A 19,111-nucleotide genomic window follows, 5' to 3' on the forward strand; every position below is an offset into this window, starting at 1 on the left:
CGCTTAAAATCTTCACTATGCTTCATCATCTCGTCGGTCTCCTGTTGCGAGCATAAAACGCTCAGGTGACCGGCACAAATCCGTTACAAGTCCAAGGGGGAAATTTGCCTCCGGCGGGCAAAGGGACTTGTCCCTTTGCAATCCCATTATGCGATGGCGTCACGCGGCCACCATGCGCCTTCCACGAAACGGTTTATAAAGCCTGCGGCGCGGCGGCCTTGCGCCCAAAGGTGATGTGGCGCGCAACCTCTACAGTATCTGGATTGTTAAGGGCCCCCGCCCTTAACCCGCCGGAGGCACCTTCAACCTTACCCCCCAAACTCAAACCCCCAATTGCCAGAGGATAAACGCAAATTCCTCCGCCGTTTCGGTCAGCGATTCAAAACGCCCCGATTTACCGCCATGCCCCGCCCCCATATTAGTTTTCAGGATCAACTCATTGCTGTCGGTTTTCAATTCCCGCAGCCGCGCAACCCATTTGGCCGGCTCCCAATAGGTCACGCGCGGATCGTTCAACCCCGCCGTCACCATCAGCGGCGGGTAATCCTGCGCCTTCACCTGATCATAGGGGCTGTACGAGTGGATCAGTTCGAACGCCGCCTTGTCCTCGATCGGGTTGCCCCATTCGGGCCATTCGCCCGGCGTCAGGGGCAGGCTTTCATCCAGCATGGTCGCCAGCACGTCGACAAAGGGAACATGCGCCACCACCGCGCCCCACAGGTCGGGGTCGGAATTGATGACCGCGCCCATCAGTTCGCCGCCCGCCGATCCGCCCGAAATGCTGATCCGCCCCGGCGCGGTATAGCCCAGATCGATCAATCCCCGCGCCACATCGACGAAATCATTGAACGTGTTGGTGCGCGCCTCGCGCTTGCCCGCTTTGTACCATGCGCGGCCCATGTCATCGCCGCCGCGTATATGGGCGATGGCATAGGCAAAACCGCGATCAACCAGCGAGAGGCGCGTGGTGGAAAAACCGGGGCTGATGGCGATGCCATAGGCGCCATAGCCATAGAGGTGGAGCGGTCCTGCTCCGGCGCGATCCTTACGATAGAGGATCGACACCGGCACCATCGTCCCGTCGCGCGCGGCAATCTCCAACCGCTTCGTTTCATAAAGCGAAGCGTCATAACCGCTGGGGATTTCCTGCACCTTGAGCAGTTCAAGGCTCTTGTTCGCCACGGTGTAGTCATAGACGCTGGCCGGGCTGACCATGCTTTCATAGGACACGCGCAGTTTTTCGACGGCCCATTCCGGATTGTCGGCCAATCCGGCCTCATAGGAATCCTCTGGGAACTCGATAGGCTCGATCCGGGCGGGGTCGTCGTAATAGCGAACCTCGATCCGGTCCAAACCGCGCACGCGCCCTTCGATCACATAGAAATCGCGGAACAGATCAAAGCCGGTGAGGTAAAACTCGTCCGTCCCGGTGATCAGCGTGGTCCAATTGCCCGGATCGGCCAGCGAGGCCGTAGCCAGCCGAAAATTCTCATGCGTGTCGTTGGCGTGGATGTACAAAATGCCATCGCGCTCATCGACATCATATTCCACGCCTTCGACCCGCGGGCGCACCAGAATGGGCGCGGCCAGCGGATCATTGGCCGGGATCAGCCGGACTTCGCTGGTCTCATGATCGCTGGTGGAAATGATCAGCCATTGCTCATTGGCCGAGAGCGACGACCCGACGCGGAATCCGTCATCATCCTCGTGATACAGCTCCACATCCTCGGACACCGGGCGGCCCAGCCAGTGCAGGCGGGCATTATCGGTGCGCCAATTGTCATTGGCCAGCGAATAGACCAGCCCCTTGTCCCCCGCGACCCAGACCAGCGAGGACAAAGTCCCCTCGATCACATCGGGCAGAACCTCGCCTGTCTCGATCACGCGGATGCGGGCGGTGAAACGCTCCGAACCATTGTCATCGACACTCCACGCCAGCAATTTGCCGTCCGCCGAGAGCGAAATCGCGCCGAGGCGGAAATATTCCTTACCCTGCGCCAGAGCCACTTCGTCGAGCAGCAATTCATCTTCGCCGCCCGCAACGGGCCTGCGCCACCACTTCTTATATTCGGCGCCTTCTTCATATTCGATCCAATAGAGGTAATCGCCGTCCTTTTGCGGCACGCTCTTGTCGGCTTCCTTGATGCGGGCGCGCATTTCGGTGAAGAGCGCGTCGATGCGGTCCTTTTGTCCGGCCATCCGGCTTTCAAACCACGCATTTTCCGCGTTCAGATGGGCCAAAATCGCCTCATCCTTTACATCGGGATAGTCCGCATCGCGCAGCCAGGCGTAATCATCGGTGACGGTGATGCCGTGGTGGGTAAAGCTATGTGCCTGTTTGGCGGCCACAGGGGGGCGGGGCTGGCTGGAAATGCTCATAGCTTGCATCTATGTTGGCAAGCCCCCCTCCGCAAGCGACAGTGGTGCGGGAATTGAAGGAAAGCGCGTCCCAATGCCGAACAATATCCATGCCACCCCGTTTTCAGGCCGCCTTTCTGCCCTGCGCGCCGAATTGGCCGCTCAGGGGCTGGACGGTTTTGTCATCCCGATTTCCGATGAACATATGAGCGAATATGTCGGCGCCTATGCCCAGCGGCTCGAATGGCTGACGGGTTTTGGCGGATCGGCGGGGACGGCGGTGGTGCTCACGCAAAGCGCGGCGATCTTTGTCGATGGGCGCTATACGCTTCAGGTGCGCGATCAGGTCGATGGCGCGCTGTATGAATATCAGAACGTGCCCGCCACCAGCCCCGCCGCATGGCTGGGCACACACGCGCCCGCCGGGGCAAAGATCGGCTATGACGCATGGCTGCATGGCCGCCCATGGGCGCGCGGGGTGGAAAAGGCGCTTGCCCCCCTTGGCGGCGAACTGGTGCCCGTGTCGCGCAACCCGGTCGATGCGGTGTGGGATGATCAGCCGGAGCGCAGTCTTGCCGTCGCTTTCCCCCATCCCACCGAATTGGCGGGCGTCCCGTCCGAGGCCAAGCGGGCGCAGGTGGCCGAATGGCTGACCGAGCGCGGCGCCGATGCGGCGGTGATTGCCGCGCTCGATTCGGTGGCATGGCTGCTCAATATGCGGGGCACGGACGTGTCGCGCACGCCGGTGGCGCTGTCCTTTGTGGTGGCCCATGCCGATGGCACGGCGGATCTGTTCATTGCGCCCGAAAAGGTGACGCCCGAACTGCGCGCCCATCTGGGCAATGCGGTGCGTATCCTGCCGCGTGAGGATTTCGTCCCCTCGCTGACCGCGCTGTCGGGCAAGAAGGTGGTGGTTGACCCCGAACGCAGCGTGGCGGCGATTTTCGAGGCGCTGTCGGGCGCGCAGATCATCGAGGAACGCGACCCCTGCGTCCTGCCCAAGGCGATCAAGAACCCGGTCGAACAGGCCGGCCACCGCGCCGCACAGGCCCGCGACGGGGCGGCGGTCACGCGTTTCCTCCACTGGCTGTCGGTCGAAGGCCCCAAGGGCACCGTCACCGAAATGAGCGCCGCCGAGGCGCTGCACCAGTTCCGCCGGGAATGCGGCGACCTGCGCGACCTGTCGTTTGACACGATCAGCGGAGCGGGGCCGAACGGGGCCATCGTCCATTACCGGGTCAGCGAGGAAACCAACCGGGCGATTGATCCCTCCAGCGTCTATCTGGTCGATTCGGGCGGGCAATATCCCGATGGCACCACCGACATCACCCGCACCGTCTGGGTCGGCCCCGATGCGCCATCGGATGAAGTGCGCGACCGTTTCACCCGCGTTTTAAAAGGCCATATAGCCATTGCCCGCGCCGTCTTTCCGGCGGGCACCAATGGATCGCAGCTTGACACGCTGGCGCGGCAACATCTGTGGGCGGCGGGTCTGGATTATGCCCATGGCACCGGGCATGGCGTGGGCAGCTTCCTGTCCGTCCATGAAGGCCCGCAACGCATCGCCAAATCCAGCGGCGGACAGGCGGGCACCGGGCAGGAATTGCTGGCGGGCATGTTCCTGTCGAACGAGCCGGGCTATTACAAGACCGGGGCCTATGGCATTCGCATCGAAAATCTTGTGCTGGTCGAGGAGCGCGATATCGAGGGCGCCGAGGGCACCTATTTCGGCTTTGAAACCTTGACCCATGTGCCGATCGAGCGGGCGCTGGTCGATGATCGCCTGCTGACCCGCGACGAGGTTTCGTGGTGGAACGCCTATCACGCCCGCGTCGAAAGCATCATTGCCCCGCAATTGTCCGGCGAGGCGCTGGACTGGCTCAAAGCCCAATGCGCCCCCTTGGGGTGAGACTTGCCAAGATTGTCGTGTTCACACATTGTTCCCATGCGCGGCGACTCGGCCGCCATGGAGAGCAGGCATGATTGGCTATGTCACACTGGGCACGCGGGATCTGGCGCGGGCGGCCGAATTCTATGACGCGATTGGCGCGGAAATGGGCGTGACGCGCATGGGGGGCGATGAACGCTATATCGCATGGGGCGTGCCGGGTGGCGGCGCGGGCATTGGCATAACGCTGCCCTTTGATGGCGAACCGGCCACGGTCGGCAATGGCGTGATGGTCGCGTTGGAGGCCAAGGACCAGCAGCAGGTCGACCGCCTCCACGCGCTGGCCCTGTCGCTGGGCGGCACGTGTGAGGGCGCGCCGGGCGAGCGTTTCCCCGGCTTTTACGCCGCCTATTTCCGCGACCGGGATGGCAACAAGCTCAACGCCTATGTCTTTGCGCCCGGTGCCGGTGAAGGCCATGGCGCATAGTCTCGCACCCCATCTGGACCTTGGCGATGAAGACGCGTGCGTGGCCCATCGCAACATTGCGTAAAACAAGAGCGACAATTGGCGACAAAAATCGCCCGTTCCGGCATAATGCCGCGACAGTCAGAGCCTAATAAGATCTACGAAAGCTGCAGTCGCCCCTGCCTCCTCCCCTCCCCCTTCACGGCAAGGGCAACGGCTGCGGCTTTCATCCCAACTCTCTTTTGCCCCCAAGAAGAGTTCACGTAAGGATCGCTAGGATGAGGAAACTTTCAATCGGGCTTTCCGCCATTGCCCTCATGGCGGTATCGGTTGCCCATGCGCAGAGCCCGGCAACGCCCCCCGCCCCGCCCATGAAGGACATGACCCGCGCCGAGGCAAAGGCCCATGCCGAAAAGATGTTCGACGCCATGGATGTCAACCATGACGGCAAACTGGACAAGGCCGATGGCGAAGCCCGCCGCGCCAAGCATTTCGACATGATGGACACCAACCATGATGGCCAGTTGAGCCGTCAGGAATTCGAAGCCGCCCATGAAAAAATGCGTGGCCCCGGAAAGGGCATGGACATGCCGCCGTCCGGTGGTCCCATGGCCGGTGGTCCCATGGCCGGTGGTCCCGATGACAAGGGGCGCCGTGGCCCCGGTATGAAAATGGGCATGCGCATGGGTATGCGTATGGGCATGATGGAACAGGCCGATCCCAACCACACCGGCACGGTGACCAAGGACGCATTTGTCGGCGCCGCGCTCAAGATGTTTGACAGCGCCGATGCCAATCACGATGGCAAGGTAACCCCGGAAGAGCGCCGCGCCGCGATGAAGGCCCATATGGGCGATCGCGGCCCGCGTTGGGGTGGCAATGGCCCGCGTGGCGGTCATCATCAGGGCCCCGGCCCCGATGGTCACGGCGGCCATGATATGCCACCGCCGCCTCCGGGAGAGTAAAAGGTAGGACGACGTGAATAGCGACAGCGACAATTCTTTGCTGCAAATCCTGCTGGTCGATGACGAGCCGGATCTGCGCGAACCTTTGGCCTCCTATCTGGAACGTCAGGGGTTCGGCGTCCGTCAGGCGGCCAGCGCCGCCGAAGCGCGCAGCATCATCGCCCATGATGTGCCCGATCTGGTTCTGCTCGACATCATGATGCCGGGCGAGGATGGGCTGTCGCTATGCCGTCATCTGACCGAGGCGCGTTCGATCCCGACGATCTTCCTGACCGCACGGGGCGAGGCGACCGATCGGATCGTGGGGCTGGAAATCGGGGCCGACGATTATGTCGTCAAACCTTTCGAGCCACGCGAACTGGTCGCCCGCATCCGTTCGGTCCTGCGCCGGGCAGCACGCGGCGCTCTGCCCGATTTGCAATCCAATGAGGATTTCCAGTTCGATGGCTGGCGGCTTGACCCGCTCAAGCGCCGCCTGATTGCCCCCGATAATGCGATTGTGGCGATCTCCTCGGTGGAATTCCGGCTGCTGATGGCCTTCCTTGAACATCCCCGGCAAGTGCTGGACCGCGACCGCCTGCTCGACATGGTTCAGGGGCGCGAGGCGCATCTGTTTGACCGCGCCGTTGATAATCAGGTCAGCCGCCTGCGCCGCAAGATCGAGGTGGACAGCCGCAATCCGCAACTGATCCAGACCGTGTGGGGCGGGGGCTATATGCTGGCCGCCGATGTTCGCCGCGTTCCGGCCTCGGATCTTTGAACGGATCATCGGTGAGCAAATTTGACCCCAAACGCCTGATCCCGCGCAGCCTGACCGGACAGGTCATGCTGGCGCTGGCGGGCGCGCTGTTGCTGGCCCAGACGATCGGCGCGATCCTGTTGTACAAGGCGCAGGCCGGTTATCGCGAACAGCAGGTGACGCAGGAACTGGCCATGCGCACGGCCATTGCGCTGCGCCATCGCGATGATGTCGATCCGTCCGATGGTCCGCTGCCCCCGCCGCCCCCGCCCATGCCGGGTGAGGGTGAGCGTCAGAAACATCACCGCGACAATCCGCCCATGATGATCGGCCGCCCCGGCCCCGACGACATGCCGCGTGGGCCGCGTCCGGTGCGGGTGAAGGACTTTCAGCCCAATCCGGGTGACGAGGCCAAGCCCGAAATCAGCCAGCGCCTCAACGAATTGCTGGGTTCGCAGGATCTCAAACCGCTGCGTTTGATGGTGGTCGAACGTGATCTGGTGGATGACCCGTTCTGGCAAAAGCGCGTCAACAAGCGTTACGCGATGATGGGCGACCATGCCCCGCCAAAGCCCAAGCATCTGTTGGTGGCCGCCGCCCAGATTCAGCCCGGCGGCGAATGGATGGTGGTGCGGTCGAGCATTCCGGCCCGCGATCCATGGCTGCTGGTGACGCTGATTGCGCAGACGTTGTTTATTTACGCCGTGCTGGTGGGCGCGATTGCGTTGATCCTGCGGCGGATTGCGCGGCCTCTGGCGGCGCTGACCAGCCGGGTCGATCAATTTGCCCGCACCCGCGAATCCACCAATCAGATCGAGCCGGAAGGCCCCGCCGACGTGCGCCATCTGATCGAGGCGCATAATGCGATGGAGCAGCGGATCACCACGCTGATCAATGAAAAGGACGTGATGCTGGGCGCAATCGGGCATGATCTGAAAACGCCTCTGGCCGCGCTGCGCGTGCGGATCGAGAGCGTCGAGGATGATGCCGAACGCGACAAGATGGCCAAGACCATCGAGGATATCACCCGCTCGCTGGACGATATCCTGTCGCTGGCCCGCGTGGGCCGTCCCAGCGATCCGGTGGAGCCGACCGAACTGGCCGCCCTTGTCGCCTCGATTGTCGAGGAATATGAGGATATGGGCGATGATGTCGAATTCGACCATGCGCCGCGCCTGGTCATGCCGGCGCGGGCGACATGGTTGCGCCGGGCCTTGCGCAATCTGATCGGCAACGCGCTGCGCTATGCCGGCAGCGCGCAGGTGACGATGATGCGCGAAGAGGCTGAGGGCAAGCCATGGGCCGTGATCCGCGTTGTGGACAGCGGTCGGGGCATTGGCGGCGACATTGAAAAGATGTTCGAACCCTTCACCCGCGGCGAGCCTTCGCGCAACACCGCCACCGGGGGCGCAGGGCTTGGCTTGACGCTGGCCCGCGCGATTGCGGACCAGCATGGCGGGCGGCTGACGCTGAACAACCGCACCGATGAGAAAGGCGTGGTTGTGGGGTTGATGGCGACGCTCTGGCTGCCGCTTCCGGCCTGAAGGGCGCGGGTTATTTCACCCGCGCCATCAAGGTCGAGACTTCCGCCCCGCGCGCATCCTTCAGCACGCCGCAACTGCGCACCCGCTCGATCACGCGGGCCAGTTCCAGTTCGCCGGTCTTGCCCGCCAGCCGCGCGCCGAAATCCTTGGCAATCGCGTCGGATTTTTCGACCGAACAGAATGTGCCGAACACCTGCGGCAGGCGCGAGGCAAGGAAGATGCCCGAGCTGCCCGAGAGCAATTCATCGGCATGGGCGCGCAGCCAGTCATAGCCCATATCGCGGGTTTTGGTGTTGACCGCCACGCCCATCACCAATTGCACACGCTCGGACAGGCGCAGGCGCTGATCCTTGGCATCGTCCAGCAGCCATTGGGCAATATCGGCCTTGCCCGTCCCCGCCAACGCGCCCAGCGCCGAGGGGCGGAACAAGGGATCTTGCGAAGCCAGCGCCTTTTCAAACAGAGACTTGGCCGCGGCCAGCCCGGTCCCGGCCTTGCCCTGCGCCTCCAGCCATGCGCCAAAGCCCACGCCGTACCACGCCGGGTCCAGCGCCGCCTTGTTCCCGCCCAGCCATGCCGAAGCGGCCTGCGTCAACGTGGCCAGCAGCGCCGGATCATGCGCCACGCCCGCCATTTTGCGCACCAGTTGCACGCGGCGCTGCGAGCTTTCCGCATCCTCGCCCGAATAGGCGCCCTGTGCCGGATTGAACCCGGCCTTGGCCAGCATCGGGGCGTAGAGGCGGGTGAAGAACGCGCGATAGGCCGCTTCGGCATCGGCATCATAGAAACCGGCCCGTTCCAGCGTCTGCAACGGCGAGGTTGCCGCCTCGCTGGCATAGGAATCGGGGTTGTTCACCATGGTCCGCGCCATTTTGACCAGCAATTCCGGCCCCGAACGCCCCGCCTGAAAACTGGCGAACAGGCTGTCGGCCAAGGCCAGACCTTCGCCGCCGGGCAGCGTGTTCGAAATGGCGATCAGGCGGTCCCATTCGGGCTTGGGCAATTCAAAACGGTAATAGCCCGTGCCGCCCGCATTGGGCATCAACGGCCCCTTGACGATGACATCGATCTTGGCCGCTTCGCCATCCAGCAATTGACACTGGCGCTCCTTGTCCACGCGGACGCAGAAGGGGATGCTCCAGCGCTCGGCCGGTTCTTTGGTGCCCAACCGGGCATAGCGGCTCTGCACCGCGTAATAATCGCCCTTGCTGCCGCTGAAGGTCAGCAAGGGGATGCCCTGCTGATCGGTAAAGCTCTGCATCGCGGGCAGGATGCGCGGATCGCCCGCCGCCTTGGCCAGCGAGGCGAAGAAGTCGGCGCTGGTCGCATTACCGTAACGATGGGCGGCCATATATTCGCGCACGCCCGCCTTGAATTTATCATCCCCCATAAAGGCCGCGATCATCGCAACAACATGGCCGCCCTTGCCATAGGTGATCGAATCGAAGGCCGCGTCGATCTGGGCGTTGGTGTCGATCTTTTGATGGATCGGCCGCCCTGCCAACAGGGCGTCGGTGCCCATCGCGGCAAAGCCTTCCTCCAGCGCGCCCGCACCGATGTTCAGGTCTGGCCGCCATTCATTGCCGATGCGATAGCCCATCCAATTGGCAAAGCTTTCATTCAGCCAGATGTCGTCCCACCACGCGGGCGTGACCAGATCGCCAAACCATTGGTGCGCCAATTCATGCGCCACCACCATGCCAAAGGCGCGCTTTTGCGCCGTGGTGGCATGATCATCCAGAATCAGCAGATTGTCCTGATACAAATCCGCCCCGGCATTTTCCATTGCACCGGGCATGATGGGCGCGGTGATCTGGTCCAGTTTCGGATAGGGGAAAGCGGTGCCGAAATAATTTTCCAGATGGGCAATGATGCTTTTGGAATTTTCCAGCGCGAAGGAGAGCTTGTCCTTGTTCTGCTGGGTCGAGATAATACGCAGCGGCAGCGGCTTTTCGCGCTGCGGCGTGGCGGGCACCTCGCCCTTGGCAACGGCAAAATTGCCCACCATCATCGCCACCAGATAGGTGGGCAGCGGCGCGGTCTGTTCAAAGCGGTGGACGGTCATCGCGCCGTCGTCGGTGGTGTCCACCTCGGGCGCGTTGGACACGGCCATCATGCCCTTGGGCGTGCGCAGGGTCACGGTGAAGGGTTGCTTATACCCCGGCTGATCAAACGAGGGGAAGGCAGCACGCGCGTCGATCGATTCAAACTGGGTCCAGCTGTACCACTGATCGCCCACCTTCACCCGGAACATGCCCTGCGGCCCGTCCTGAAACGCCGCGTCATAGTCAAAGGCAAAGGTCGCCTGTCCGGCGGGAATTTCTTCATCAAAGCTGAGCAGCGCGACGCCGGTGTCGTCCACCTGTTTCCAATGGGCGGCAAATTTGCGCCCGTTCACATTGACCGATGCCTTGGTAACATTGAGATCGCGGCCATGGAGATAGACATAGCGGCTTGATCCATGCAGCAGCGCGTCAATTTCGACATGGCCGGAAAAGCGTTCCTTGGCCGGATCGACGGTCATGTCCAGACGATAGAAAGCGGGCGTAATCGCGCCTTCCAGCCGCCCCTTGGGCGCGGGCGGCGGGGGCGGTGCGGGCGGGGCCGGGGTGGCGACAACGGGGGCGACGGGCACCTTGGGGGGCGTCTTGGGCGCAACCTTTGGCGCGGGATGGCGCGGGCGCGGCGCGGCCATGGCGCCATGCGGCAGGATCAATGCGGCGGATAGCAAAGTGCCGGCCAGCAGACGAAAACGCATGATCGCTCTCCGTATCAGGCGCCGGACGCATCGGGGCGGCACCATGTTGATCCATCGAAAACGAACCGACCCGGTTCGAAACCCCCGATATAAGAGCAACATAATGACAGTATCACAACAATTATATGACTTTCCCGGCGCTTTGCGAAGCCGGGGGCCTTTGTGCCTCAATGGGCTTTTGCAACCTTGGCGCGACATCGCTAGAAGCCGCGCACTATGGGCGAATCCATAACTTTCGATAGGGTGCGTGATGCGCCCTTTGTGCTGCTCGACGATGCGCGCGTCGGGATGGAGGGCTGTGCGAGGCTTTATACCGCCCCGCGTGAGATCGTCATCGCCCGCCGCCCGGACGAGGTCGCCCCCGCTCTGGCCCGGATCGAGGCGCTGTTGTCGCAGGGTTATGCGATGGCGGGCCATATCGGTTATGAAGCAGGGCTGGCGCTCGAACCTCGTCTCGCGCCTCTGGCCGATGCGCGCAGCGGGGCCGATGGGCCGCTGATCTGGATGGGCGCGTTCGATGGCTGGCGCGATATGAGCAGCGCGCAGGTGGCCGCATGGCTGGATGAATGCGCCAAGCCAAATCCCGCCCCCCGGATCGGCCCGATGGTGCCCGCCATTGGCGCAGGCGCCTATGCGCAAGCCTTTGACCATATTGCCGAAGCCATCCGTGCGGGCGACATCTATCAGGCCAATTTCACCTTTCCCCTGACCGGGCCATGGTCGGGTGATCCCATCAGCCTCTATGCCCAATTGCGCGCCAGCGGCGGGGGCGGCCATGGCGGCATCCTGTTCGACGGGCAATATTGGCTGCTCAGCCTGTCGCCCGAATTGTTTTTCGAGGCGCAGGGCCGCCAATTGCGCGCCAAACCCATGAAAGGCACCCGCCCGCGCGGCAGCACCCCCGAAAGCGACGCCGCATTGGCCCGCGAATTGTTTGAAAGCGTCAAGGACAGGTCGGAAAACCTGATGATCCTTGACCTGATGCGCAACGATATTGCCCGCGTATCGGATGCGGGCAGCGTGCGCGTCGATGCGCCCTTTGCCATCGAATCCTATCCCACCGTGCATCAAATGGTCTCGACCGTGAATGCGACGCTGGAGGATGGGCGCAGTCTGGTCGATGTGATCCGCGCGCTGTTTCCCTGCGGATCGGTGACGGGCGCGCCCAAGATCCGCGCGATGGAATTGATCCATGCCCATGAACGCGACCCGCGCGGGATCTATTGCGGGTCATTGGGCCATATTGACCCGGCCAATGCCACCAATTCTGCTGGAAGCGCCTCATTCAATGTGGCAATTCGTTCGCTTCGCCTTGCGCCTGATGGGAAAGCGGTGCTGGGCGTGGGGTCGGCGGTGGTGGCGGATTCGGTCGCCATCGACGAATGGCGGGAATGTCTGGTCAAAGGGGGTTTCGTGCATCAGCCAGCGCCGGACAAAATGATCGCGGGTTTCGATCTGATCGAGACCATGGCGTTTGACCCCGAACTGGGCGTGCCCATGATCGAGGCGCATCTGGAACGGATGAAGGAGAGCGCCGGGCTGCTGGGCTTTTCCTTTGACCGCCATGGCGCGCGCAATGCGATCCATGCCCTGTGTTTTGAGGTCGAAAAGCCTTCACGCCTGCGCCTTGTTCTGGGGCGCAGCGGGGCGATCAGCCTTGAGGTCGGCCCCTTGCCCGCGCCGATGGATGGGGATGCGCCGGTGCCCGTCATCGCCTTGCCGATCCCTCTGGATACGGGCGACTGGCGTTTGCGGCACAAGACCACGGACCGATGGTTTTATGACGCCGGGTTAAAGGCCGCACGGGCCGAGGGCGCGCGTGAGGCGATTTTTGTCCGCGACGATGGCTTGGTCACCGAGGGCTGCTTCACCAGCATCTTTGTCGAGCGCGACGGCATCCTGCTGACCCCGCCATTGGCGCTGGGCCTGTTGCCGGGGGTGTTGCGCCGAACCTTGATCGAGGAAGGCCGCGCGCGTGAGGCGGAACTGGAGCTGGAGGATCTGGAGGACGGATTCTTTATCGGCAATGCCCTGCGCGGCTTGATGCGGGCACGGCTTTGCGTTTAACGCGCATGCCATGACCATTTCGCCCACCTCCATTTCGCACGCTCTTGATCGCATCCAGCCCTCGCGCACCAATGCCATGACCGACCGCGCCATCGCCCTGCGCGATGAAGGGCGCGACATCATCAGCCTGTCGGTGGGCGAGCCGGATTTTCCCACCCCGCCCCATGTGGTCGATGCGATGAAGGCCGCGCTGGACGCGGGCGACACGCGCTATACGGCGGTGGCGGGCACGATGGCGCTGCGCCGCGCATCGGCGCTGCATTTCGAACGCGATCTGGGGTTAAAGGTCGATCCGGCGCGCATTCTGGTGTCGTCGGGGGGCAAACAGTCGATCTTCCTCGCGCTGATGGCCACGCTCAATCCGGGCGATGAGGTGCTGATCCCCGCGCCGTGGTGGGTGTCCTATCCCGAAATAGTGCGCTTTTCCGGGGCCAGTGTGGTGCCCGTCGCGACCTATGCCGCCGACGGGTTCCGCATGTCGGCCGATGCTCTGGCGGGGGCGATCACCAAGAACACCCGCTGGCTGCTGCTCAACAGCCCCGGCAATCCGACCGGCGCGACCTATAGCGCGGCCGACCTGCAGGCGCTGGGCGAGGTGCTGCGCAAACACCCCCATATCCTTGTGCTGAGCGATGATATCTATGCCCCGCTGCGTTACAATGGCGGGGTTCATGCGACGCTGGCGGTGGAATGCCCCGATCTGGCCGACCGGGTGCTGACCATTTCGGGCGTGTCGAAAAGCCATGCGATGACCGGCCTGCGCATTGGCGTGGCGGCGGGTCCGGCATGGCTGATCGCCGCCATGGGGCGGCTCCAGAGCCATGTGTCGGGCAATGCCTGTTCCATTTCACAGGCGGGCGCGGTGGCGGCGTTTGAAGGGCCGCAGGAATTCCTGCTCGACTGGCGCGAGAAATTCCGGGCGCGGCGCGATCTGTGCGTGGGCGCGATCAATGCCATCCCCGGCCTGTCGACGCCCATTCCCGATGGCGCGTTTTATTGCATGATCGACGCCGCCCCGTTGATGCCCCGCTTTGGCAATGACGAGGCTTTGGCCATGCACCTGCTCGAAAATGGCGTGGCGATTGTGGCCGCCAGCGCCTTTGGCGGCGAGCATTGCGGCTTTGCCGGTTTCCGCATTTCCTTTGCCGCCGATGATGCAAAGCTGACGCAGGCCTTCGCCCGGATTGCTTCGGCCCTCAAATGATCTATGGGGTGGGAATGAACATTCCCATCCTGTTTGAAGACGGCGAAGCGCTGATCGTCAACAAGCCTGCGGGCCTCCCCCTGGACCGTCCGCGCAAGGGCGGCGTGGCTCTGGAAGATTTCCTTCCCGATCTGCGCCTTGGCTTTGCGCGTGAGCCTCTGCCCGTCCACCGCCTTGATCAGGACACGTCGGGCTGCCTGCTGCTGGCGCGCAATCCCAAGGCGCATAAACGATTCTGTGCCGCGTTCGAGGCCCGCGTCGTGTCCAAACGTTACCTTGGCATCGTCAACGGGCCGGTGCGCAAGGAATCGGGCACGATCTCGCTCAACCTGCTCAAGACATCGAGCAAATATGGCGGTTGGCGCATGGTCGCCTCGCATGAGGGCAAGCCCGCCGTCACCCATTGGCGCAAGATCGCCGAGATCGACGGCATGACGCTGGTCGAATTCCGCCCCGAAACCGGGCGCACCCACCAGATCCGCGTCCATGCGCAAAAGGGTCTGGGCGCCGCGCTGGTCGGCGATCCGATCTATGGCGATGGCACGGGCGGGGCGCGCACGATGCTCCACGCCGCTGAACTGACCGTCCTGCGCGAAGGCAAGCCGCCGATCCATGCCGTCGCCCCCCTGCCCGAGGATTTCGTCGAATTGGGTTTTGAGGAAGGTATCGAAGGGCTGAATGGCCGGGTGGAGCCCGAGGTTGAAATCGAGGTTCCGGCTGAGGTTGCCATTGAAGTTGAGAAGGACGAAGGCCGGGAATGAGGATGATGCGAGGGTCTAGACCCTCGCGCTCCCGTTACTGTCCGCGTTGCGCATCGGGTTCGGCGTCTTGTGTCGAACGCGACGTTGATATTTGAAAGCCTGCGGCGCCAAATGGCGCTAGCTCACCGCGCCGCAGGCTATTAAAACCCAAAACACCCCCGCGATCCCACCCCAAAAATGGGATTGTTAAGGGCCCCCGCCCTTAACCCGCCGGAGGCAAAAACCTTTACTCCTTCCACTTCCCCCGCCCCGCCTTCACCGAGGAACGCCGCGCTTTCCCATCCATGCGCCGCGTCTGCGATGCCTTGGTGGGCTTGGTCGCCTTGCGCGCCTTGGGCACGAATGTCGCCTCGACGATCATCGCGATCAGGCGGGCGCGGACCTCTTGCCGGTTGATCAATTGCGACCGCGACCCTTCGGAACGCAGCACCAGCACGCCTTCGGATGTCATGCGCGAACCGGCAATCCGCGCCAGACGGTATTTCACCGCATCGGGCAGAGAAGGCGAGGCCGCCACATCGAATTTCAGGATCACCGCGCTGTCGGTCGTGTTGACATGCTGTCCGCCCGGCCCGGACGAACGGGTCGTGCTTTCGTCAAGTTCGCTTTCATCGATGCTGATCGATCGGGTGACGGGGATGCGCGGCATGGCGCATCAATAGGCAAGGCCGAGGTCGGCGTCCAGCGCCCGCGGGAGGCGTATCCAAAACCACGCTGCGGCAAAATATTTCGCGCATACCACATTCATGGGATGCGGCGGAAACTATGGATTACTAGCATTCCCTTTGCGACCCGATGGGCTTGTGGGTTTCCACATAACGCCATCGAACTGGCCCGGATCAAGGCATCCCCCTTGTCCGGGCCTTTTTTCCTCAAGGCTTCTTGGCGGGCGATGCGCTGGGCGTCGGGCTGATGTCGGCACCGGCGGCGGCGGCTGCGGCGGCCACATCGGCGGCGGCTTGGCCCGCGGCGGCGGCGACGCCTTCGGTGGTGGTGGGCGCGGCCGAGGCGGCCGAATCTGCGGCCGGTGCGGCCTCAACCGGGGCGAGGGCCGATTCGGCGGGCATTTCCACGTTTTCGGGCGTCACCGCATCGGCCGCCTTGTCCGAACTGCCGCATGCGGCCACGGCCAGCGAGGCGACGACAGCAAGAGCAAGGGCGCGTTGGCGTTGCGAAATCATGGGAATCCTCACGTTTTGGGGCTAAATACAGGATTTGAAACTAGGCCCGCGCGCCCAAAAGGCAAGGGGCAAAGGCAATTCCCACAGGCGGCCATCAAGCCTTCTCTAATCCTATCGTGGTAGTGGTTGTAATCATATAAAGATATCTTTATATGTGATGCCAGCCATGACAAAGAACCTGCTCATTGACCCCTTGTTGCGCGCGTTGGCCGATCCCACGCGCCTGCGCATCATGCGCCTTTTGGCGGCGATGGAGCTGGCCGTGGGCGAATTGGCGCAGGTTCTGGGCCAGAGCCAGCCGCGCGTTTCGCGCCATGTCAAAATCCTGTGCGATGCTGGCCTTGCCGAAAGACGCAAGGAGGGAAGCTGGGTCTTCCTGAAAATCGCGCCCTTTGCCCTCGACGGCCCATCGCTGCGCGCCGCCAGCGCCCGCCTTCTGGCCGCCGCCGAGGATGAGGACGCCGATTTCGCCGCGCAATGCGCCGAAGACCGCCGCCGTCTGGCCGCGATCCGTGCCGCGCGCGAAGCCGCCTCGATCCAATATTTCGCCCGTCATGCCGAGGAATGGGACCAGATCCGCTCGCTGCTCAGCCCCGATGAGCCGGTGGAGGAAGCCCTGCTGCGCCTGTTGCCCGACGCGCTGGGCCAATTGCTGGATATTGGCACCGGTACGGGCCGGATGGCGCAATGCTTTGCCCCGCGCGCCGCGCATGTCACGGCGCTGGACAAAAGCCCCGACATGCTGCGCATCGCCCGCACCCGGCTTCAGGATCTGCCATCGGGCAAGGTCGATTTGGTGCAGGGCGATTTTACCGCTCTGCCCTTTGCCGATGCTTCGTTCGACACGCTGCTGATGCATCAGGTGCTGCACTATGCTCAGGCGCCGGAGGCCGTTCTGGCCGAAGCCGCGCGTGTGGCGCGGCCCGGTGCGCATCTGGCCATCGTCGATCTGGCCGCCCATGCCCATGAAGAATTGCGCGAACGCCATGCTCACGCCCGCCTCGGCTTTTCCGACGAGCAGATGGCGCAATGGTTTGCCGCCGCAGGATTTTCCGCCGATGCGCCCATCGCGCTGCATGGCGGCCAATTGACCGTCAAAATCTGGACCGGGCGCCGCCTTGGCGCGCCCCACACTTTCCAAAAGGTATTTGCTGATGAACGCCAGCTATGAAGCGCTGAACGAGGCCCGCAAGGCGCTGGATGCACCTCTGTTTGCCGGATTGCCGGGCGATATCAGCGTATCGTTCGAATTCTTTCCGCCCAAAAGCGACGGAATGATGGCCCAGCTTTGGGAAGTGGTGAAGACGCTCGCCCCGCTTGATCCGGCCTTCGTCTCGGTCACCTATGGCGCGGGCGGCACGACGCGTGACCGCACCCATGGCACGGTGGCCCGCATCATTTCCGAAGCGCGCCTGCCCGCCGCCGCACACCTGACCTGTGTGGACGCCAGCAAGGCCGAGGTGAACGCCGTGGCCGAAGCCTACTGGGAGGCTGGGGTTCGCCATATTGTCGCTCTGCGCGGCGATATGGGCCAGCCGGGCGCGCCTTTCGTGCCGCATCCCGATGGCTATCAGAATGCCGCCGATCTGGTGGCGGGGCTGAAGCGCGTCGCCCCGTTTGAAATCTCGGTCGCCGCCTATCCCGAAAGCCACCCCGATTCGCCCAGCGTCGAGGCAGACATCGACAATCTCAAGCGCAAGATGGACGCGGGCGCCACCCGCGCGATAAGCCAGTTCTTCTTCGAGCCGGAAACCTTCTTCCGCTATCGCGACCGTCTGGCCGCGGCGGGGATTGATGCGCCGGTGCTGCCCGGCATCCTGCCGGTGTCCAATTTCGCCCAGACCCAGAAATTCGCCGCCGCATGCGGGGCGGAAATTCCGGCGTGGATGGCGGGCCTGTTCGAAGGGCTGGACACCCACCCGCCCGCACGCGCTCTGGTCGCGGCGACGATTGCGGCCGAATTCTGCCGCAAGCTTTATGCGGGCGGGGTGCGTGATTTCCACTTCTACACGCTCAACCGCGCTGAACTCTCCTATGCGATCTGTCATCTGCTGGGGGTGCGCCCCAACCCCGCGCGGATCATTGCCCAAGAAAAGGCTGCCTGAAATGTCCCTGATCCCCTCCGCCCTTGCACCTTCTGCAGCCCGCAAGGCTTTGCTTGAGCAGTCCACGCAGCGCATCCTGATCACCGATGGCGCGTTCGGCACCGAGATCCAGAATTACGGCCTGTCCGAGGCCGATTATGCCGGCAATCTGGGCCTTGGCCACGATCAGAAGGGCAATAATGACATTCTGGCGCTGACCAAGCCGGAGGTGCCCGAGGCGATCCACCGCGCCTATTTCGCCGCCGGGGCCGATCTGGCCGAGACGAACACCTTTTCCGCCAACCGTATTTCGCAGGCCGATTATGGCGCGGAACATCTGGTGCGCGACATCAACATCGAAAGCGCCAAACTGGCCCGCCGCGTGGCCGATGAGTTCACCGCCAAGGATGGGCGCCCCCGCTTTGTGGCAGGCGCCATCGGGCCGACGAACAAGACGCTTTCCCTTTCCCCCGACGTGAACGACCCCGGCTTCCGCGAGATCGACTGGGACCATCTGGTCGATGTCTATGCCGAACAGGTCGAAGCGCTGGTCGAAGGGGGCGCGGACTTTATCCTGATCGAGACGGTGTTCGACACATTGAACGCCAAGGCGGGCATCATGGCCGTGCGCCATGTCGAGCAGAAACTGGGCCGCGAAATCCCGATCATGCTCTCGATGACGCTGACCGACCTGTCGGGACGCAATCTGTCTGGCCATACGGTCGAGGCTTTCTGGTGGGCGGTGCGCCATGCGCGGCCTGTCACGATTGGCCTCAACTGTTCGTTTGGCGCAACGCAATTGCGCCCGCATGTGAAGGCCCTGTCCGAAATCGCCGATACGCTGATCATGGTCTATCCCAATGCGGGCCTGCCCAATGAATTGGGTGCCTATGACGAATTGCCCGAAACCACGGCGGGTCTGGTCAAGGAATGGGCGGATGCCGGACAGGTCAACGTGCTGGGCGGATGCTGCGGTTCAACGCCCGCGCATATTGCGGCCATGGCGCGTGCGGTTTCCGGCCTGCCCTCGCGGCAATTGCCCGGATTGACGCCGGTGACGCGCCTTGCCGGTCTTGAACCCTTTATTTTCGCCTGA

The 19,111-nt window shown here is 63.2% G+C and carries 15 protein-coding genes; 11 read left to right on the forward strand and 4 right to left on the reverse strand.

Going from position 1 to position 19,111, the window contains the following annotated elements; translation table 11 throughout:
* Positions 1 to 321: 321 nt before the first annotated feature.
* Positions 322 to 2,379, reverse strand: a complete 2,058-nt coding sequence (locus tag ACZ9HU_RS13690; protein WP_476105732.1) for a S9 family peptidase — start codon at positions 2,377 to 2,379, stop codon at positions 322 to 324.
* 73 nt (positions 2,380 to 2,452) lie between these two features.
* On the opposite strand from ACZ9HU_RS13690, the gene ACZ9HU_RS13695 reads away from it, so the two are divergent.
* From ACZ9HU_RS13695 to ACZ9HU_RS13715, 5 genes are all read left to right on the forward strand, one after another.
* Positions 2,453 to 4,267 (forward strand): aminopeptidase P family protein, encoded by a 1,815-nt coding sequence (locus ACZ9HU_RS13695; RefSeq protein ID WP_476105734.1) that lies wholly within the window; start codon positions 2,453 to 2,455, stop codon positions 4,265 to 4,267.
* A gap of 70 nt (positions 4,268 to 4,337) precedes the next feature.
* Positions 4,338 to 4,733, forward strand: a complete 396-nt coding sequence (locus ACZ9HU_RS13700) for a VOC family protein (RefSeq protein ID WP_476105736.1) — start codon at positions 4,338 to 4,340, stop codon at positions 4,731 to 4,733.
* A gap of 257 nt (positions 4,734 to 4,990) precedes the next feature.
* The gene (locus ACZ9HU_RS13705; RefSeq protein WP_476105739.1) at positions 4,991 to 5,677 is read left to right on the forward strand and encodes an EF-hand domain-containing protein; all 687 of its coding nucleotides are present in this window, start codon (positions 4,991 to 4,993) and stop codon (positions 5,675 to 5,677) included.
* A 13-nt stretch (positions 5,678 to 5,690) separates the two neighbouring features.
* Positions 5,691 to 6,437: a response regulator gene (locus ACZ9HU_RS13710; RefSeq protein ID WP_476105741.1), complete on the forward strand. Its 747-nt coding sequence runs from the start codon at positions 5,691 to 5,693 to the stop codon at positions 6,435 to 6,437.
* Between the two features lie 11 nt (positions 6,438 to 6,448).
* Positions 6,449 to 7,960 carry a sensor histidine kinase gene (locus ACZ9HU_RS13715; protein WP_476105743.1) on the forward strand — a complete coding sequence of 504 codons (1,512 nt, stop codon included), beginning with the start codon at positions 6,449 to 6,451 and terminating at the stop codon, positions 7,958 to 7,960.
* 10 nt (positions 7,961 to 7,970) lie between these two features.
* On the opposite strand, the gene ACZ9HU_RS13720 is transcribed toward ACZ9HU_RS13715, so the two are convergent.
* The gene (locus ACZ9HU_RS13720) at positions 7,971 to 10,718 is read right to left on the reverse strand and encodes a M1 family metallopeptidase (RefSeq protein WP_476105745.1); all 2,748 of its coding nucleotides are present in this window, start codon (positions 10,716 to 10,718) and stop codon (positions 7,971 to 7,973) included.
* Between the two features lie 216 nt (positions 10,719 to 10,934).
* On the opposite strand from ACZ9HU_RS13720, the gene pabB reads away from it, so the two are divergent.
* From pabB to ACZ9HU_RS13735, 3 genes are read left to right on the forward strand one after another with little or no spacing between them, the layout of a single operon-like run.
* The gene (gene pabB, locus ACZ9HU_RS13725; protein ID WP_476105747.1) at positions 10,935 to 12,785 is read left to right on the forward strand and encodes an aminodeoxychorismate synthase component I; all 1,851 of its coding nucleotides are present in this window, start codon (positions 10,935 to 10,937) and stop codon (positions 12,783 to 12,785) included.
* A 10-nt stretch (positions 12,786 to 12,795) separates the two neighbouring features.
* Positions 12,796 to 13,989 (forward strand): pyridoxal phosphate-dependent aminotransferase, encoded by a 1,194-nt coding sequence (locus ACZ9HU_RS13730; RefSeq protein WP_476105749.1) that lies wholly within the window; start codon positions 12,796 to 12,798, stop codon positions 13,987 to 13,989.
* 14 nt (positions 13,990 to 14,003) lie between these two features.
* The gene (locus ACZ9HU_RS13735) at positions 14,004 to 14,750 is read left to right on the forward strand and encodes an RluA family pseudouridine synthase (RefSeq protein ID WP_476105751.1); all 747 of its coding nucleotides are present in this window, start codon (positions 14,004 to 14,006) and stop codon (positions 14,748 to 14,750) included.
* 226 nt (positions 14,751 to 14,976) lie between these two features.
* Here the strand turns inward: ACZ9HU_RS13735 and arfB are convergent, their stop codons facing one another.
* Both arfB and ACZ9HU_RS13745 read right to left on the reverse strand, forming a co-directional pair.
* Positions 14,977 to 15,399: an alternative ribosome rescue aminoacyl-tRNA hydrolase ArfB gene (arfB, locus tag ACZ9HU_RS13740; protein WP_476105753.1), complete on the reverse strand. Its 423-nt coding sequence runs from the start codon at positions 15,397 to 15,399 to the stop codon at positions 14,977 to 14,979.
* A 223-nt stretch (positions 15,400 to 15,622) separates the two neighbouring features.
* Complete coding sequence (locus tag ACZ9HU_RS13745) at positions 15,623 to 15,931, reverse strand: hypothetical protein (protein WP_476105755.1); 309 nt, start codon at positions 15,929 to 15,931, stop codon at positions 15,623 to 15,625.
* A 166-nt stretch (positions 15,932 to 16,097) separates the two neighbouring features.
* On the opposite strand from ACZ9HU_RS13745, the gene ACZ9HU_RS13750 reads away from it, so the two are divergent.
* Genes ACZ9HU_RS13750 through ACZ9HU_RS13760 form a run of 3 tightly spaced genes read left to right on the forward strand, consistent with a single transcriptional unit; the run spans position 16,098 to position 19,111 of the window.
* Complete coding sequence (locus ACZ9HU_RS13750) at positions 16,098 to 17,102, forward strand: ArsR/SmtB family transcription factor (RefSeq protein WP_476105757.1); 1,005 nt, start codon at positions 16,098 to 16,100, stop codon at positions 17,100 to 17,102.
* Positions 17,086 to 18,036: a methylenetetrahydrofolate reductase [NAD(P)H] gene (metF, locus tag ACZ9HU_RS13755; protein WP_476105759.1), complete on the forward strand. Its 951-nt coding sequence runs from the start codon at positions 17,086 to 17,088 to the stop codon at positions 18,034 to 18,036. The genes ACZ9HU_RS13750 and metF overlap by 17 nt, the downstream gene beginning before the upstream one ends.
* Before the next feature lies 1 nt (position 18,037).
* Positions 18,038 to 19,111 (forward strand): homocysteine S-methyltransferase family protein, encoded by a 1,074-nt coding sequence (locus ACZ9HU_RS13760; RefSeq protein ID WP_476105761.1) that lies wholly within the window; start codon positions 18,038 to 18,040, stop codon positions 19,109 to 19,111.

It is taken from the genome of Novosphingobium sp. Sphag1I (assembly GCF_056279125.1).